Annotated in this window: 8 protein-coding genes and 1 tRNA gene; 4 read left to right on the top strand and 5 right to left on the bottom strand. The window is 42.4% G+C overall.

All coding sequences use genetic code 11. The features are described 5' to 3' along the window. Nucleotides 1-17: 17 nt before the first annotated feature. The 4 genes from Q3C19_RS10310 to Q3C19_RS10295 form a co-directional block, all read right to left on the bottom strand. Nucleotides 18-1,853, bottom strand: coding sequence for an alpha-L-fucosidase (locus Q3C19_RS10310; RefSeq protein ID WP_277123062.1), 1,836 nt, complete (start codon nt 1,851-1,853; stop codon nt 18-20). A gap of 54 nt (nt 1,854-1,907) precedes the next feature. Beyond that, nucleotides 1,908-4,229 carry a family 20 glycosylhydrolase gene (locus Q3C19_RS10305; RefSeq protein WP_071147986.1) on the bottom strand — a complete coding sequence of 774 codons (2,322 nt, stop codon included), beginning with the start codon at nt 4,227-4,229 and terminating at the stop codon, nt 1,908-1,910. A 198-nt stretch (nt 4,230-4,427) separates the two neighbouring features. Further along, entirely contained in the window at nt 4,428-6,296 is a 1,869-nt protein-coding gene (locus tag Q3C19_RS10300; RefSeq protein WP_302729107.1) for a RagB/SusD family nutrient uptake outer membrane protein, read from the bottom strand. A 38-nt stretch (nt 6,297-6,334) separates the two neighbouring features. Next, nucleotides 6,335-9,541, bottom strand: a complete 3,207-nt coding sequence (locus tag Q3C19_RS10295; RefSeq protein WP_302729105.1) for a TonB-dependent receptor — start codon at nt 9,539-9,541, stop codon at nt 6,335-6,337. An 801-nt stretch (nt 9,542-10,342) separates the two neighbouring features. Here Q3C19_RS10295 and Q3C19_RS10290 point away from each other — a divergent pair. Next, nucleotides 10,343-13,780 (top strand): response regulator, encoded by a 3,438-nt coding sequence (locus tag Q3C19_RS10290; protein WP_302729103.1) that lies wholly within the window; start codon nt 10,343-10,345, stop codon nt 13,778-13,780. 262 nt (nt 13,781-14,042) lie between these two features. Here the strand turns inward: Q3C19_RS10290 and Q3C19_RS10285 are convergent. Beyond that, nucleotides 14,043-14,131 (bottom strand) — tRNA-Ser (locus tag Q3C19_RS10285). 230 nt (nt 14,132-14,361) lie between these two features. On the opposite strand from Q3C19_RS10285, the gene Q3C19_RS10280 reads away from it, so the two are divergent. The 3 genes from Q3C19_RS10280 (at nt 14,362) to Q3C19_RS10270 (ending at nt 18,347) form a co-directional block, all read left to right on the top strand. Continuing rightward, nucleotides 14,362-14,940 (top strand): porin family protein, encoded by a 579-nt coding sequence (locus Q3C19_RS10280; protein WP_071148619.1) that lies wholly within the window; start codon nt 14,362-14,364, stop codon nt 14,938-14,940. A 117-nt stretch (nt 14,941-15,057) separates the two neighbouring features. Continuing rightward, the gene (gene priA / locus Q3C19_RS10275) at nt 15,058-17,526 is read left to right on the top strand and encodes a primosomal protein N' (RefSeq protein ID WP_277122482.1); all 2,469 of its coding nucleotides are present in this window, start codon (nt 15,058-15,060) and stop codon (nt 17,524-17,526) included. 317 nt (nt 17,527-17,843) lie between these two features. Then, a complete protein-coding gene (locus Q3C19_RS10270) occupies nt 17,844-18,347 on the top strand; it encodes a low molecular weight protein-tyrosine-phosphatase (RefSeq protein WP_302729099.1) in 504 nt (167 codons plus the stop codon). Nucleotides 18,348-18,349 lie beyond the last annotated feature (2 nt).

Raw genomic sequence — 18,349 nt, 5'->3', positions numbered from 1 at the left:
ATTCTATAGACAGAGCATTATTTCGTATCAGAGTCGGACAATGTCACTCCGATTTCTTCTATTTCCACAACAGCTGGAGTATCGTCAGGAGAAGTTGCCTCTAACCTGATGAAACGAGCTGTTTCCTCTTGTCCGAACAGTACGGTTTGCGGCAATGGATTGTGCATGATATTGCTGAACTCGCCATTTAGAGGTATCTCTTTCCAGATTTGTCCATCCAAACTGACTGAGAACTTATATCGATAGGCCATTGTTGCTTTGGCTTGCTCGTTCAAGGGCGCGTATGTGAAACCTTTCAAAGATACAACTTTTCCTAAATCTATAATTAAAGGTTGACTGGAAAGTTTTTTCCAAGATGTACGTGGCAGATTATTCCAGTTAGAAGAGACTTGTTCTTCGTTTATAGGAGCTGCATAATAGGCTGCTACGTTGATGATGCGTGCTTCTAATCGTGAACTTTTTATATGAAGTCTTAATGCATCAGCCGTTATCTCAGGGAAGCGGATCATTCGCTTGTAGCCTATAGTCGTTCCTTGACCTATCTGTTTCCATTCTCCATCTACAAGCGCTTCTATATCGAATTCTTCTATTCGTTGGCCATGTGATATGTCTTCTTGCAAAAGAACAACGTTGATTTTTGAACCTGTTCTTAAGTTGTATGTACATTTTTCACCAGATTTCGCTATCCATAACTTTTCCCCGTTTTCTACGGCATTGTTTGCAAAAGTCTGTTGTCGATAAGCTGCAAACTCCTTTAAGCGAGCAATGTCGGCTTCGTGTATCAAGCCTCGTCTGTCGGGAGGTATGTTGAGTAGTAATACAGAATTGTAGCCGACAGATTGGAAATAAATGTCGGTAAGATGTTTCAAACTTTTTACTTTACTGTTTTCCTTCTCATGCCAAAACCAACCCGGACGGATTGATACATCGACTTCGGACGGATACCAGAAAAGTTCGGTTGCATTTTTCAGTATTTCTCTACTGCCAAGATCTTGGGCTTTATTGTAGACTCCCAATCGTTTGTTATTGGCCTCTGAGCGGGCGTAAATTCCTGGGGTCAATACTGTTGCACTCCATTCAGTTTCACGTCCTATGCCTTTTTCGTTGCCTACCCAACGAACATCATCTCCCATGATTGCCATAACAGCTTTGGGCTGTAAGCGTTGGATGGTTTTGTAAAAGGCTTCCCAGTCATAAATTTGTTTTTTCCCATTAGGACCTTCACCGTTGGCTCCGTCAAACCAGACCTCATGTATTTCACCGTAGTTGGTTAGCAATTCAGTCAGTTGTTCTATAAAAAACTGGTTATAACGAGGCGAATCACCGTAGCATTCTGCATTTCGGTCCCATGGTGAAAGATAAACCCCAAATTTCATATTATATTTTGTACAGGCATCTCGTAATTCTTTTACAACATCGCCTTTGCCACCTCTCCATTTGGAAGAAGCTACAGAGTGCCGGGTTGTTTGAGTAGGCCATAAACAAAAACCGTCATGATGCTTGGCTGTGAGTAATACCATTTTGAATCCCGCTTCTTTTAAGGTGCGTACCCATTGCTCGGCATCCAGTTCAGTAGGATTAAATAAGGTCGGATCTTCTGTTCCGTCCCCCCATTCTCGGTCAGTAAAAGTATTGATGCCAAAATGGAGAAAGGCTGTTAATTCCATTTGCTGCCATTCCAACTGTTGGGGAGAGGGAACAAGGCGGGCAGCCATAGATACTTTTTGTTCCATAGTTGCATCAGTTGGAAAAGCAACATGCTTAATATACAGTGTCGTATCTTGTTGAGTATTTCCTGATAAAGAAAAAATGCTCAATAGAGACGACATTGTAAATGATATAATCTTATTCATAACTTTTGTCTGAATAACTAATTAATAGTGGTGATATTTAGGTTTTAAAATATCTTATTTAATAATTACTTCATCCAAATAGATTCTGGATGCTTGCCCTGGCCGTACATGGTCTGTCGGACAATTACCGGGAGTTTCCAATGTAAATCGTACATAACGTGCTGTAGCATTCTGAACTTCTATTTTAAGTTCCTCAATGAAGTTTCCTTCTTTGAAAATCTCAGTATCGGTATAGTTGCGTTCACCTATCGTTGTAAAAGATTGGTTATCTTCGGAAATCTCAACCTTCATTTTTCTGGGTTTGTGCACGCCCATACCATAATTAGTGATGCAGCCAACAGCGCACTTACTAATTTTTTCAGATTTCAGTAAATCGATTGTAAAGGATATAGGTTTAGACATTTCACCTGTATACCATTCAAAGTCGGTTTGTTTTAGACTGCCATGTACTCCATTCAGTAATATTTCAGCTTCTTTGGGAAGACCTTGCAGCTTTTTTGCTGTAGCTTTATTCCATTGGAGTGGTAAAATAAGCTTTTTACCTTTTTGTTTTCCATTAACGAAAGTAGCAGCCTGCAACAGTACGTTGTCACTGATTAATAAATCTTGGTTATATATAGGAGAGGTTCCTATAGGCTCTGTACCATCTAGAGTGTAACGTATTTCAACGTCAGGACGTTCGCACTCAAGTTTCACTTTCAGTTTGTTGTCTGCTGGCACAACTTTATGTTGTATGTTATACATTGATTTGGCATATATAATTCCTTTAGCATCTAAATGATTCAGATAATTGTCCAATGATTTTAGAAAAGACGGCCAGTCTTTGCTGCCACGTACAGACCAGGCTACTTCGGCAACTGCTGCCAGACGTGGAAAGATTTGATAAGTCACATCTCTGGGGGTTGAACAAAATTCTGTCCACATCGATCCCTGTATACCCATCAATAGATTGGCGTATGACGGATCCCAATTTTCTTGTATAGGTTCATAAGTATATACATCCTTTAGTGTGTTATTTCCGAAGTAGGTCAGTGGTTCGAACCATTGTGGTCCCTGATAACGTATCAGGTAAAGTAATCGAGCCGGAGTCATGACAAAAGGATGCCCTTGGGCTGCAGCTTTCAGAGCAGCATTACCGAATCCTTGCCATCCAAAAATAGTAACTCCTTCGGGTAGTTTACTGTTGGTTAATTCGTCCCAACCCATCACTTTTTTCCCTTTTACTTCTTGTACGTATTTACTGATCCGTTGCATGAAGTAGCCTTGTAGATCTTCTTCATTTTGTAATTGTTCTTTTTTTATCCGGGCCTGGCATAAGGGGCATTCTTTCCAATGCGTCTTCCAGGCTTCGTCCCCCCCGATATGAATATACTGGGATGGGAAAAGAGCGGCTACTTCATCGATAATACCTTGCAAAAACTCAAAAGTCTTATCGTTGCCAGCACAATAAATGATGTCTGCATTACTGCCACCAAGTCCAGGAAGTACTCCGATGAACTTCTTAACTACAGGACAAGCGTATTCTGGATAAGCTGCCAAAGCCGCATTCGAATGTGCAGGCATATCAATTTCCGGGATGATTTCGATTTGTCTTTGCTGAGCATACGCGATGATTTCCTTCATTTGTTCTTGTGTATAATATCCTCCGATAGGGGTTGACTCTTCTGGAGAGGGGTTCCGACGATCTGGAAAAGCAAAGTTTTCTCTGTTTACTCTCCATGCTCCAACTTCTGTAAGTCGGGGATATTTTTTTATTTCGATTCGCCATCCATTGTCATCTGTAAGATGAAAATGAAGCTTATTAAGTTTTAGCAGAGCCATGCAGTCTATTATTTTTAAGACTTCTTCTTTAGGAAGAAAATAACGTGAAACGTCCAGCATCAAGCCTCTATATGAAAACCTTGGACCATCACTGATTTCCATTGCTGGTATAGTCCAATTGGTGTCTTGACGTGCCACGCGATTTTCAATTTGTGCTGGTAAAGTTAGTCTTAATGTTTGTACTGCATAGAAGAAACCGCTGCTATCTGCTGCTTTAATCAATATACCGTTTTTCTTTACTTGTAAACTGTAAGATTCGGGTTTCATTGTTTGCTCTGTTTGGAAGACAATGTCTGCATTACCATTTACAACAATCGAAGGAGCAAAACCGCCAGGTAGTATAAATAAAGATGAAAAATATTCAGCTATAGTTTTTTGCTCATCATTCTCAACTGAAATGACGGTTTTGGGTGTAATTGTGAATGTTTCTTTACCTGTGGTCTGCATGTCAAGCGGCCGGGGCACTAAATTTATATTTTGGGACCAGAGATTGCCCTGTACCGCTATACATGTAATGATGAGAAAGAATATTTTGTAGAATACATTTTTACTCATGGTCATAAAGATTTTAAGGTGAAAAGAATAAAAAAGAGTCAGCTACGTTTTATGGTAAGTCCGCTGACTCTTTTTTGTTATTAGTTTATTTAGATATTCGTCTTAACAAACTTAATTAATGGCTGGCAATCGGGATTTTTAATTATTGGAAAAATAGAAAAATCTTTTGCCAGCCATGTGATATTTGTTTTAGTTCAATTAATAACCGAAATTGTTGTCTGTTATACCAGGATTAGCATCCCTTTCAGAGTCAGGAATAGGTAACAACAGGTTTTTCTTCAAGAAGTCTTCAGTCAAATTACCATCATTATAGATACGATCTGTCCATTTTTGAGCAGCTGCAGTATAATAGGCGTCAGAAGCTTTAGTAAACTCATGGTTGTTGTGATATTCCAAGGCTTTTTTCAGATATTCTGTTCCGCGAATACGAATCATTTCGTACATATCTGGTTCACCAAATAGTTCTATAATACGCTCGAAATATAATTTTTCACGAACTTGTTCTGTGGTTAATGAAGTTGGCCAATCCTTAGGCTCTACCGAAGGAGCTGTTGTTGTGGCAGATCTACGGGCGCGAGCCAATACTTCATTTGCTAGTGAAATAGCTTTGTTCTTGTCGCCCAATTCATTATAAACATCAGCCATTAATAGCAACATTTCGGCATAACGATATACCATCAGATTTTTATGACTAGCTGTACCTTGCTGGTTTTGGTCATACAATTTGGCATGTGCGGGCCAGGCTTGCTGACTACCATTTTCAGCAAATGACTTTTTTAAATTTTTCAAGACCTCTATACGGGCTTTTTCGTATACGTCAGCATCGGCTGGTGCTTCTAGATTTTCTAAGTAAGACAACGATGGGTTAGCCGGATTTTCAAGCTCTTCGTATGGTATACGGGTTACGAATTCCTTCGGTTCTACTCCTTTTCCATTCTTGTAAATAGAGTCGTATACAACTACTTCTTTTCCATTTACTAATTTTTTATCTAATATTATCTTATAACTGATGTAAGGATAGTAATACACTGAGTCGTTGGCTGAAGGCGTGTCGCCTACCTGAGGCTTGGGGTTAGCTTGATTGTTACCACTACGTTCTCTATGTTGTGTTAAAAAGGTAGCTGCAATACGAGGATCTCCAGGATACATGCTCCAATGCATATCGTATGCAGCTTTTGTTGCCCGATAGGTGCTCCAGTTTACGCCTGTGGTAGATGAAGTAGGTGAGAAACGGTTACTGGCACGATTGAAACAGTTTGTTGATGTTACACTGAAATTGATTTGAAAAATCGATTCCTTAGAGTTTGATACCCAATCGCCAAACAGATCTGCAAAATTGTTCTCTAACTGATATACACCACTGTTATAAACAGCATCGAACATGTTTTTTGCGTTGTTCCAGTTTTCTGTTGCATTGATACCCAATACAGCCATCTTGTAATATACTTTGCCCATGAAGGCTTTTACAGCCCAAGAGTTTACACGACCGGCAGTAGAAGTTTCGCTAATGCTTTCAGCATCTTTGAGGTCGTCTATAACATGAGCTAAGACTTCATTGCTAGGAGTACGTCCAATGGTAATACCTTCGGAGGTAGACGCTGTAGTCTTGAAAGGAACATCTCCGAACAGAGATACCAGATTATAGTATGCCAAAGCGCGCAAGAATTTAGCTTCTCCACTGTATTGATTCTTAACTTCGGCAGATAATCCACTGCTTTCCAAATTTGCCAGATAAGCATTTACTTCGGAGACTACTTTGTACATTGCATTCCATGTTGTGGAGATCAAACCGTCACTTGATAATGACTGTAAACTTACAATGCCATCGCTACCACTTCTTTGTGACCATCCGAAGCCAGAACCGCTGATAGGGATTTCCTGCCAATGCTGTCCGTATGCTGATGTAGTACTCATATAAGAGTAACAGCCTAATAATGCCAGTTCTGCATTACTTTCATTGGAGAACACAATATTGTTGTTCTGTGTGTACAACGGTTCCTCATCCAAACATGAAGACATGCAACATGCTACTGAAAGAGACAGAATTAAAAATTTTATATTTTTCATATCTTTATTCCTTTGAAGTTTATGGTGTTATTTTAAAGTTAGAAGGTTACATTCAAACCAAATATATATTGGCGTGGTGTAGGATAAGAGTTCATGTCGACTCCCGGGCGCAAACCGTCAAATGCAAAGCTGTTTACTTCTGGGTCATAACCACTGTAGTTCGTAATGACGAATGCATTCTTTACAGAGGCAAATATAGATGTATTCTGCAAACCTACTTTTTTCATCCACGATTTAGGAAGTACATAGTTCAGTGTGATATCTGAACATCTGAGATAACTTCCGTCTTCTACATAACGGTCCATAACCATATTTTGAACCATGAAGTTGGAAGATGGATATAAATTGGACTTGTTTTCCGGTGTCCACATTCCTTCATAAGCTTTCTTTGATATAGTTCCGGCTTTTGTTCCCGGTGTATTAATATAGCGATTGTTTACGTTGATAATATCGCGGTCTTGTACTCCGGAGAACGAGGCTGATAAGCTCAGACTTTTCCATGATAATGATGTTTGGAAACCATATGTAAATCCGGGGTTGGGGTCGCCGATTATGTTGCGGTCAGAAGTATCAACAGAACCATTACCGTCGAAATCAACGAACTTCACGTCACCAGCTACAGGTTTTTGTCCTAATACGTCTTTATAATATCCTACAGTTCCGTCAGGTTTAGTAAATCTTACACCTTCGTCTGTGATGTCTTCAGCTTGTACGATACCTTGGGTTACGTAGCCTAAGAACAATCCCGGAGCTTCTCCTTGCAAGAATACATGACCTACTCCAAAGTGGTCACCGAGTGTGTTACCATAATAACCGATTCTCTCACCTAAACATCCAAATTCTGTAGGAAGAAGGCCTAAATTTGCGATTTTACTCTTATTTTTACCGAAGTTTCCTGTCACACTCCATTTCCAGTCTTTAGAGTCAATGATTTGTGCTGTTAAAGTCAGCTCAATACCTTTATTATCCAAAGATCCTTGGTTGTAGTAAGTTGAAGAGAATCCGGCAGAACCTGGCAGATTTCTTGAAATAAGCAGGTCATCTGTTCTCTTTACATAGAAATCAAATGTACCACTTAAGCGAGAACGGAAGAATCCAAAATCAAAACCGGCATTCCAGGAAGATGTTTTTTCCCAAGTCAATCCTGTATTTGGCAGGTTGGTAATGGTTAGCGTAGCTTGCTGATTACCGGAGCCGTCTGCGTAATGATTGGTACCACCTCCGTACATAGAAAATGTAGAATAAGGATTGATACTTTGGTTACCTGTTACACCATAACTTATACGAACTTTTAATTGATTCAGCCAATCAATGTCTTTCATGAACTCTTCTTGTTCCATACGCCATGCGATAGAAGCTGAGGGGAAGTACCCCCAACGGTTGCCTTTGGCAAACTTACTTGAACCATCGGCACGAAGCGAGGCTGTGATCAGGTATTTGTCAAGGAAAGACAGATTGATACGTCCCAAATAAGAAAGTAACTGGTAATCGCGTTGTATCGGTTCTTGATGTTGCACGTTTCCAGCCATGTGGATACCGTTTTCTCTCAGGTCGAACATTGTAAACTGAGTTCCTATAACGTTTTTGTTGAGGAATTTATAAGCATCGTATGTCACACCTACCGTAGCATCTAAATTGGCTATGCTACCAAGTTTTGTATTATAGTTCAACACGTTTTCAACAGAATAATTACTCTTGTTCAGGTCTGAAAGTGCCAAATATCCGTTATTGTTCATTCCTTGATACAATTGCATGCCATACCAGCGGCTACGATCATTAATGTTCATATTACCACCCACGCGCAGATTGTATTGCAAGTTTTTCAGGATTTTCCATGACAAGTCCATACTCATGTTGAATGTCTTGTCGTTGGTTACGTCTTCATAGTCATTTAGCCAGCTGAAGATTGTAGTCTTTGTTTCTGCTTGGAACGAGGGGTCGTCTGCGGGCATTTCGAAAGGTGCATAGTCTAGTGCCGTACGTGAAATCGCTGTTGTTGAACCTCCCAGCGTGCTACCTCCTGCCATCATATCATTTTGGCGGAGAGATCCGCTAAAGGTCATATTCAGATGAACTGTCTTTGACAGGTCCATACCGATGTTGGCACGCAAATCACCTTGCTTCAGTCCTGTCTGCTTTACAGTACCATTGATATTCTTAAAGTTGGCAGATATGTAATAAGTTACTTTATCGCTACCGCCGTTTACTGATACAGAGTAATTTTGCGAGAAAGCTGAACGGTAGATTTCTTTCTGCCAGTTGCGATATTGAATCAAATGATAGGTTTCCGGATTGTTAGGATCATATTTTGACAAAGCATCGTTATATACATATCTTACTTCATCGCCTACAATATAGAAAGGATACTGCTCGTTTGAGATGCGTGAATTGACATAGTTGGCATGTTCGTACAAATTAGTCATTTCCATCAGGCGAGTAGGCTCGGCAATTGTAAAGTTTGCACTTACATTTACTTTTGCTTTTCCTTGTTTACCTTTCTTTGTAGTAATCAAGATTACACCGTTTGCGCCGCGTGAACCGTAAATTGCTGTTGAAGAAGCATCTTTCAAGATGGTGATATCTTCAATGTCCGATGGATTTAGAGCGGCAAGCGGGTCTTGGTTGATCTGGAAGTCACCACTGATACCTGATGAAGAAAATTCACCAGCTGAAGCCTGTGGCACATTATCAATAACGTACAACGGCTGATTGTCGCCACGTAATGAACTGGCACCACGAATGGTGATGGAAGAAGCAGCACCAACAGCTGAAGAAGAAGAACTTACAACAAGACCGGCGACTTTACCCGACAACAGATTGTCAAGTGAACTGGCTTTTGAAGCGTCGTTCGGATCGGGACGCATCGTTGTTAACGCACCGGTCAAGTCTCCTTTGCGTGCTGTACCATAACCAACGACAACAACCTCTTCCAGTGCTTGTGCGTCTTCTTTTAATTCTACATTAATAACTGTTTGGTTACCAACTGTAATTTCTTGAGTAGAAAAGCCAATAAAGGTGAACACTAATACGGCTTTTGAGTCGTTTACTTTCAAAGAATAGTTTCCGTTCAGGTCAGTGATTGTTCCTACTGTGGTACCTTTTACCTGAACATTTACTCCGGGCATCCCTTCTTTAAGGTTGTCCACTACTTTACCTGTAATGGTCTGTCCTTGGGCCAGGGCTCCAACAGAGAATACTAATATTGAAACCACACATAGACAGAAGTACTTTAATTGTGCTTTCATTAATACTAAGTTTTTTAGTTAAACATGAAATAGAAAACATTTATTTTTTGACTTGGATTTTTGTTACAAAACGAAAATCACACTGCAAAATTATAGATGCTTGTTTTTGTTGGCGTCCGTAAATAACTATTTTACTTCCACTTTTGGCTAAGTAGTTATTATTGGTAGTTACCATTCAGTTTTTGGAAGTTTTTTAGGCTTCCAATTTTGATTTTTGACTTCCAATATTGATTATTCTCTGATATTTATATATCTTTGTACAAAGATGGAAAAGAATCTATTATGAAAAATACATTGTGCAATATACTTTTGCAGCTTATTATATGCATTATGGGTGCAAATAGTATGTATGCTGTTAACAGCTATAATTTTACTCAGATAGGTTTGCAACAAGGAATGCCTTCGTATGTCAATTATGTGTACGAAGAAAGTAATGGCATTGTTTGGTTGGATACATCTAACGGAGTAATACGTTATGATGGTAAAGAACTAAAATATTATAATATACCTATTGTGGGTTCAGCGTTCTCTTATAAAAGAATTCAGCAGATTATAGAAGATAAAAATCGTCAACTTTGGTTCCTTACAGTTAGTGGGCTTGTCAGATATTCAAAAGAAAATGACGATTTCACTCCATGTTATTCAAGCGATGGACAACTGATTGTTGCTGGTGCGGTTTGTGAGATGGAAGACGGACTTTTATTTGGTGCGGCCGACAAATTGTATAAATATAGTTATGCATCCGAGCAAATAGATAAGTTTGCTGAGCTTCATTACAATGATGATTTCTTTATACATAGAATGAAATTTTGGAATTCGCATACGCTGATATGTTCCAATCGTAAAAAGGATATTGTGTTGTTTGATATTGATAAACGTGAAGTCTTGCCCACTTTCTCCTTGAAAACTAATTACTTTGCCGACCTTTGTATCGACGATGAAGGCTGTTTGTGGATTACCGATTACAATAATGGTCTGAAAAGGTTTTCGCAAGAAGGTAAACTTGTGGCTCATTATACGACGCAGAATTCAAGTTTAAGTAGTGATTTGGTACAGTGCATTACGCTGATCAACGGTCGGATTTGGGCTGGTACCGATGGTGGTGGTATAAATATTATCAATCCTGTTGATGGAAGCATACAGGTGCTTGAACACGAATCGGGCAATATTCATACGTTGCCTGTCAATACCATTTTGCATATACATGGTAGTGAGAAGGGAAACAATATCTGGCTGGGTACCACCCGTGGTGGACTTATCAATGTTAGGGAGAGTAATATGATTACCTTTTCCAGTGTGGCATTGGGAAATAATAAAGGTTTGAGTGAAAACACTGTACTTTCGCTTTATCAGGAACCGGATTCTCATTTTATCTGGATAGGTACGGATGGTGGGGGCATTAACAGGCTGGATGAGGAGCAGAATGAAATATTACATTACCCAACGACATGGGGTGATAAGGTTGTATCTATTTGTGGATATTCATCTACAGAATTATTGGTTTCCATTTTCTCAAAAGGTTTTTTCTTATTTAATAAATATACGGGAGCTAAACGTGCTTTTGTGTTGACACAGGATAAGTTAAGTGAATATATCAGGTACAGTAGGCTTTCTGCCAATCTGTACAATGAAACAGAAGATGCTATTTTGCTACTGACTAATCCAGTAACGCGTTACTATATTTCGACTGGTAAAACGGAGGAAGTGTCTAATAGCACTCCAGACATACCACAAGGGATGCTTTGTAGTGTAGGCTGCGACAGTTTATATTCTTACTTTCACAATACTCAGAATCTGTATCGTATACCCAAAGGCGGAAAACTGCTTCAATGTATATTCCATTCTGATACGACTTATCTAATTAATTCTGTTTCATTGGATACTAAAGGAACTTTTTGGATAACGGGTAGTGAAGGACTTTTTAGTTTTCAAAAAGGGAAACTGACGCATATTGAGAGTTCGCTGTTCAAAGATGCCAAATCTGTATTGTGTGATGAAAATAGTTGTGTTTGGATTGGTGCAGGACAAGATTTGTTTGCTTATCATCCTGAGGAACGGAAATTTATGCTATATGGAGAGTCGGATGGATTATTGAAAAATGAATATTTGCAAAAGCCTAAGCTCTTGTCGAATGCTCGACGAGTCTATATGGGAGGAGTCAATGGCCTGTTGTGTATTTCTGCTGCTGCCGATGAACTGAGGCTGGATGATGAAAAAGAGGCGGATGTCGTCCTTTTGGATTTCTCGGCGGGAGGAGAAAATTTGATGGGAAGGGTGAAGAATGGAAAAATTTCGTTGCCGTGGAATTGTCGTAACATCCGGTTGCGCTTTCTGGTGGAAGGCGACGATATTCTGCGTCCTCGTCTTTTTCATTACACACTTGACAATCGTCCGGAAAATGCTATCACGAGTTACGATACTGAACTGAATATTCCTTCGCTTGCGTCGGGCACTTATCCTATTCGGGTCAGTTATACCAAAAAAGACGGTGGATGGGCATCAAGCCGGGAAGTTCTTACACTGGTCATTTTGCCGCCCTGGTACAAGTCCTGGTGGTTCACTACGTTGATGATTGTGGTGTGCCTGTTGCTGGTTTATTGGGCTATTATGTCGGCTTTGCGCAAGAAGGACAACCGTATCAAATGGATGTTGAAAGAGCACGAACAGGCTATTTATGAAGAAAAGGTAAGGTTTCTTATCAACATCAGTCACGAATTACGCACTCCGTTGACTTTGATATATGCACCTTTGAAGAAGATCATTGATTCTATTCAGCCTACCGATCATTATTTTAAGCAATTGACTGTTGCCTTTAAACAGGCACAGCGGATGAAGGATCTTATTAGTATGGTTCTTGATGCCAGAAAGATGGAAATGACCATGACTAAACTGGATATACAAAGTTACGATCTGAATCGGTGGATCGAAGAGGTATGCGCCAATTTTGCTGGCGATGAAAATGATATCAATCAGATTGAGCTACAACTTGACGAGAAAATTGGTCGGGTATCTTTCGATAAGGAAAAGTGTATTGTTATCTTGTCCAATTTGTTGATGAACGCCATTAAACACAGCCCGGCTCAGTCGTCTGTTCGGGTGAAGACAGAACTGACGGAAGACGGGCAGTACATTCGGATTTCCGTTTCCGATCAAGGTATCGGACTGAAGAATGTCGATCCGGACAAGTTATTCGTACGATTCTATCAGGGAGATTCCGAGCAGGGAGGTAGTGGCATTGGCTTGTCATATTCTAAAATACTTGTCGAACTGCACAAAGGTAAAATCGGGGCTTATAACAATCCAGACAAAGGGGCTACGTTCTATTTCGAATTGCCGTTGTCGCAGACCATTACCCGGGACATTCCGAAGAACAATGCCTATCTGAATGAGTTGCTTTCGTCACAATCGTCTATCGATATAGCCATGCCCGACAAGGATAAGATAAGCAGTGTTCATCTGAAAGATTATGTGATATTGGTGGTGGACGATAATACAGCATTGGTTGATTACCTGGCCGATGACCTGAAAGATTTGTTCAAGCGTGTGCTGGTGGCGTATGACGGTGAACAGGCATATAAGATAGCTTGCGAAGAGAGTCCGGACATCATTATCAGTGATGTAATGATGCCGGTTATGAACGGATATGAACTTTGCAAGGCCGTCAAGGAGAATATTGCTGTAAGCCACATTCCTTTTATTCTGCTTACGGCCAGAAACGACGAGGATAGCCGGCAGTATGGCTATATGTTGGGAGCCGACAGCTATTTGGAGAAGCCTTTCGAAATGAAAGAGCTTCTGGCTAAGGTGGTTAATAAGTTGTATAACCGGGTGCAGACCCGTCGGCATTATCAGCAGGTTGGTGAGCAGCCTGTACTTGGTGAGAACGACCTGACGAAGAAGGATACTCTCTTTATGGATAAACTGAATCAGATTATAGTGGACAATCTGGACAATACGGAGCTCGATATTCCTTTCTTGTGCAAGCAGATCGGTATGAGCCGTGCCTCGCTGTACAATAAGCTGAAAGCTATTACCGACATGGGAGCCAACGATTACATTAATAAAATAAGGATCGAACAGGCCATGAAGCTGATAGCGGAAGGTAATTTCAATTTTACAGAGATTTCCGAGAAAGTGGGATTTGCTTCGGCGCGTTATTTCAGTACCTCGTTCAAGCAATATACGGGCAAGACGCCTACTCAGTATAAGAAGGAAACAGACAGTAAGCATTCTGTCTGATAATTATTTGCCTACTGCCCAGAAATATTTTCCCAGTTAGAGAAATCTTTTTCCCTAACTGGGAAAAAATAATTGGGGGGATTGCTGTATCGGATTGCAGCGTGGTTTTCGGCATGTTTGAGCATAAAAATAGGCACAGATTACACACATCATCGTCATTGCGGAAAATAACGAACCTCCTGACAAGAGGTGTGTATTCTGTACCTAAAAATGAACAGCTTTTTGAGATGTCATTAAAAGGGGCTGATTATTATATCTTTAGCGGAAAGAGTGGGATTCAAACCCACGGAACAGCAAAAGCCGTTCGCCGGATTTCGAGTCCGGTCCATTCGATCACTCTGGCATCTTTCCTTCCTTTTGACGGTGCAAAGGTAAGATTTTCTTTTATTCGTTATACTTTTCCAGCTGTTTTTTTACGATTTTCTTTTCACTTTCTGCCTTATGAGCGCTAAATCGAATCTTTGGTGAAGAAGGGCAGACTTAAGGCTTGTAAAAGACCGGAGTGAACTTTTTGGCAAAAATGTTGTTCTTTTTTTAAGATAATCTATATATTTGTTGCAAATTCTTAAACATTTAGAGTTATGAAAAAGTTTTTTGGTGTATTTTTAGTGGCTATCTGCTGTCTGGCTATGGCTACGCCTGCGCAAGCGCAACTGTTGAAGTGGGGTCTTAAAGGCGGTTTGAGTATGTCAAAACTGGACTTTAAAAACGGACCGACAAGTGACAATACTACCGGCTTCTTCATTGGCCCGATGGCCGAGTTTACTGTTCCGGTAATTGGTTTGGGCATCGACGGTGCCTTGATGTACTCGCAACGTGGTGAGGACGAATGGAAACAACAGGGTATTGAAATTCCCGTTAATCTGAAGTATACGATTGGCTTGGGTAGTATGTTGGGTGTATATGTAGCTGCCGGACCGGACTTTTTCTTTAATTTCAAAGATACTAAATGGGAAGGTTTTGATACGAAAGCTACACAAGTAGGTCTGAATATTGGTGCTGGTGTGAAGCTCATTCAACATCTGCAGATCGGTGTAAATTACCAGATTCCTTTGGGCGACAGCTTCTCATGGAAGGGAGTTGGTGAGGCTCTTGGTGATGAAATAGGTGGTAACGGAAAAACGAAGACCTGGCAAATTTCATTAGCTTATCTTTTCTAAGAAATATATTTTCTCTTAGTTGAGGAGGGTGTATCAAAATTTAGGATGACTGGAGAAAGCAGTTTCCTAATTTGATACACCCTCTTTCTGTCTTTTTATCGTATCTTTGCCGGCACGATGGAAAAGTTTGTCGATGTCATATTGCCTTTGCCCCTGAATGCCTGTTTCACGTATGCCTTGCCGCCGGATATGGACGGGGAGGTGCAGATAGGCTGTCGGGTGGTTGTCTCCTTTGGCAAGAAGAAGTTCTATACGGGCATTGTGCGCAATGTGCACTTCCTGAAACCGCAGGATTACGAAGTGAAAGAAGTTTCGGCCGTGCTCGATACGCAGCCTGTGCTGCTTCCGCTCCAGTTCAAGTTCTGGGAGTGGTTGGCCGATTATTATCTCTGTACGCAGGGCGATGTGTATAAGGCAGCCTTGCCTTCGGGCCTGAAGTTGGAGAGCGAGACCGTGGTGGAGCTTAACTCGGACTTTGAGGCGACCGAACCTTTGACCGAACGCGAACAGAAAGTCTTCGACTTGCTTACTGCCGAGCCCGAACAGACTGTGACCCGGTTGGAGAAAGACAGCGGGCTGAAGAATATCCTGTCGGTAGTGAAGTCGTTGCTGGAGAAAGATGCGCTATTTGTAAAAGAAGAACTGAAGCGCACCTATAAGCCCAAGACCGAGACTCGGGTACGTCTGACCGAGGCTGCCCGCAACGAACGTCGGTTACATTTCTTTTTCGACGAACTGCAACGGCGGGCGCCGAAGCAGCTGGACTTGCTGATGAAGTACATCGAACTGTCGGGTTGCCTGGGTGGCAGGACGGTGAAGGAGGTGCCGAAGGCTGAACTGTTGCAACGTTCAGGGGCTACGCCTGCTGTCTTCAATGCGTTGGTGGAAAAAGGTGTGTTCGAGGTGTACCATTACGAAGTAGGTCGTCTCGATATGGTGTCCAGTGGGGGAGAGGAACCGCTGAACGCACTGAACGTGCATCAACAGCGGGCTTACGACGAGATTTTGGCTTCGTTCCGGCAGAAGAATGTCTGTCTGCTGCACGGAGTCACCTCCAGCGGTAAGACCGAGATTTATATTCACCTGATTGAACAGGTCATCCGGCAGGGTAGGCAAGTGCTCTATCTGCTTCCCGAAATCGCTCTTACCACTCAGATTACAGAACGACTGAAGCGGGTGTTCGGTTCACGATTGGGCATCTATCACTCCAAGTTCCCTGATGCCGAACGGGTGGAAGTATGGCAAAAACAGCTGTCCGAACATCCTTACGATATTATTCTCGGTGTACGCTCGTCCCTCTTCCTGCCTTTCCAGCGGTTGGGACTGGTTATCGTCGACGAGGAGCACGAGAATACCTATAAGCAGCAAGATCCGGCTCCCCGCTACCATGCCCGCAACGCAGCTATTGTGCTGGCGTCGATGTATGGAGCAAAGACGTTGCTGGGTACTGCTACGCCCAGTGTGGAGAGTTGGTACAATGCCACCGAGGGCGATAAATATGCGTTGGTTGAGCTGAAAGAAAGATACAAGGAACTGCAACTGCCCGAAATCATTCCAGTTGACATCAAGGAGCTGCAGCGAAAGAAGCGCATGAACGGACCCTTTTCGCCTTTGCTGCTTCAGTACATGCGCGAGGCACTCGAACGGAAGGAACAGGTGATACTTTTCCAGAACCGGCGGGGATTTGCGCCTATGATAGAATGTCATACGTGCGGTTGGGTGCCGAAATGCAAGAACTGCGATGTCAGTCTGACCTATCATAAGGGGCTGAACCAGCTGACTTGCCATTATTGCGGATATACGCAGCCTGTCCCGCGGCAGTGCCCGGCTTGCGAAGGGGTAGATTTACGCAACCGCGGTTTCGGTACGGAGAAGATCGAAGACGATGTGAAGGCCATTTTCCCCGAAGCACGCGTGGCGCGTATGGACTTGGATACGACCCGTACCCGTTCGGCTTACGAACGCATCATCCACGATTTTCAGCAGGGGCGTACAGACATTCTTATCGGTACACAGATGGTTTCCAAGGGATTGGATTTCGATCATGTCAGTGTGGTGGGCATCCTCAATGCCGACACGATGCTCAACTATCCCGACTTCCGTGCTTACGAACGTGCTTTTCAGCTGATGGCGCAGGTGGCCGGCCGTGCCGGTCGGAAGAACGGACGGGGCAGGGTGGTACTACAGACCAAGAGCATCGACCATCCCATCATTCCGCAAGTGATGCACAACGATTTCGAGGGAATGGTTGGCGGGCAGTTGGCCGAACGTCAGATGTTCCGCTATCCACCTTATTATCGTTTGGTGTACGTCTACCTGAAGAACCGCAACGAACAGTTGCTCGACCTGATGGCGCAGACGATGGCTTCCAAACTCCGTGCTGTGTTCGGCGCACGGGTGTTGGGACCCGACAAGCCTCCTGTGGCCCGCATCCAGACGTTGTTCATCCGTAAGATTGTGGTGAAAATCGAGATGAATGCTTCGATGGCTCGTGCCCGTCAGCTGCTCGTACAGGTGCAGCGCGAGATGGTAGCCGAGGATCGCTTCAAGTCGCTCATCGTTTACTACGACGTAGATCCGATGTAAGATTTATTTCCCTTTTTGATGTACACTTGTCATCCGTTTGTGGGACACTTGTACGGCTCGCGAGCCGTGCAAGTGTGGCTCGTGAGCGACACTTGTGTCTCTCGCAAGCGATACTTGTGTGGCTTGTGAAGCCTCTAAAATGACCTTTCATTTGTTATAAATTGACTTTCCGGAAACCTCCTTTCACCCTTCACCTTTCACCGGAAGAGATTGATATACAATGGAATGTGGTGAAAGATGAAGATTCACGCCCATTCAATGAAAAAATTGTTACCTTTGCACACGAATGGCATGTGCCGATGTAAACAATGATTGCAATGGAAACAGACAGTAAGAAACAGCAACCGAAACATAAGATTTTGTTCGTCTGCCTGGGGAACATCTGCCGCTCTTCTTCGGCCGAAGGAGTGATGAGACATTTGGTGGAAGAAGCAGGACTGGAGGAACAGTTTGTGATAGATTCAGCGGGTATTTTAAGTTATCATCAGGGCGAGTTGCCCGACCCGCGTATGCGTGCCCATGCCATCCGGCGCGGTTACAACCTGACGCACCGTTCGCGTCCAGTCCGCACCAGCGACTTCTACGATTTCGACCTGATAATCGGTATGGACGACCGCAACATCGAAGACTTGAAGGAACGTGCTCCCTCGGTGGAAACCGAGCGCAAAATACGGCGCATGACGGATTATTGCACCCGCTTTACGCATGCTGACTACGTGCCCGATCCCTATTACGGCGGTGCCGAAGGTTTCGAATATGTGCTCGACTTGCTGGAGGATGCCTGCGCCGGGCTGCTTGAGGAATTGAGAATTGATAATTGAAA

The organism is Bacteroides sp. ET489 (assembly GCF_030518095.1).
In the GTDB taxonomy this organism is placed as follows: Bacteria; Bacteroidota; Bacteroidia; order Bacteroidales; family Bacteroidaceae; genus Bacteroides; species Bacteroides ndongoniae.
The sequence above is the reverse complement of the archived record's forward strand: the minus strand, read 5'-3'. Positions and strand labels throughout refer to the sequence as shown.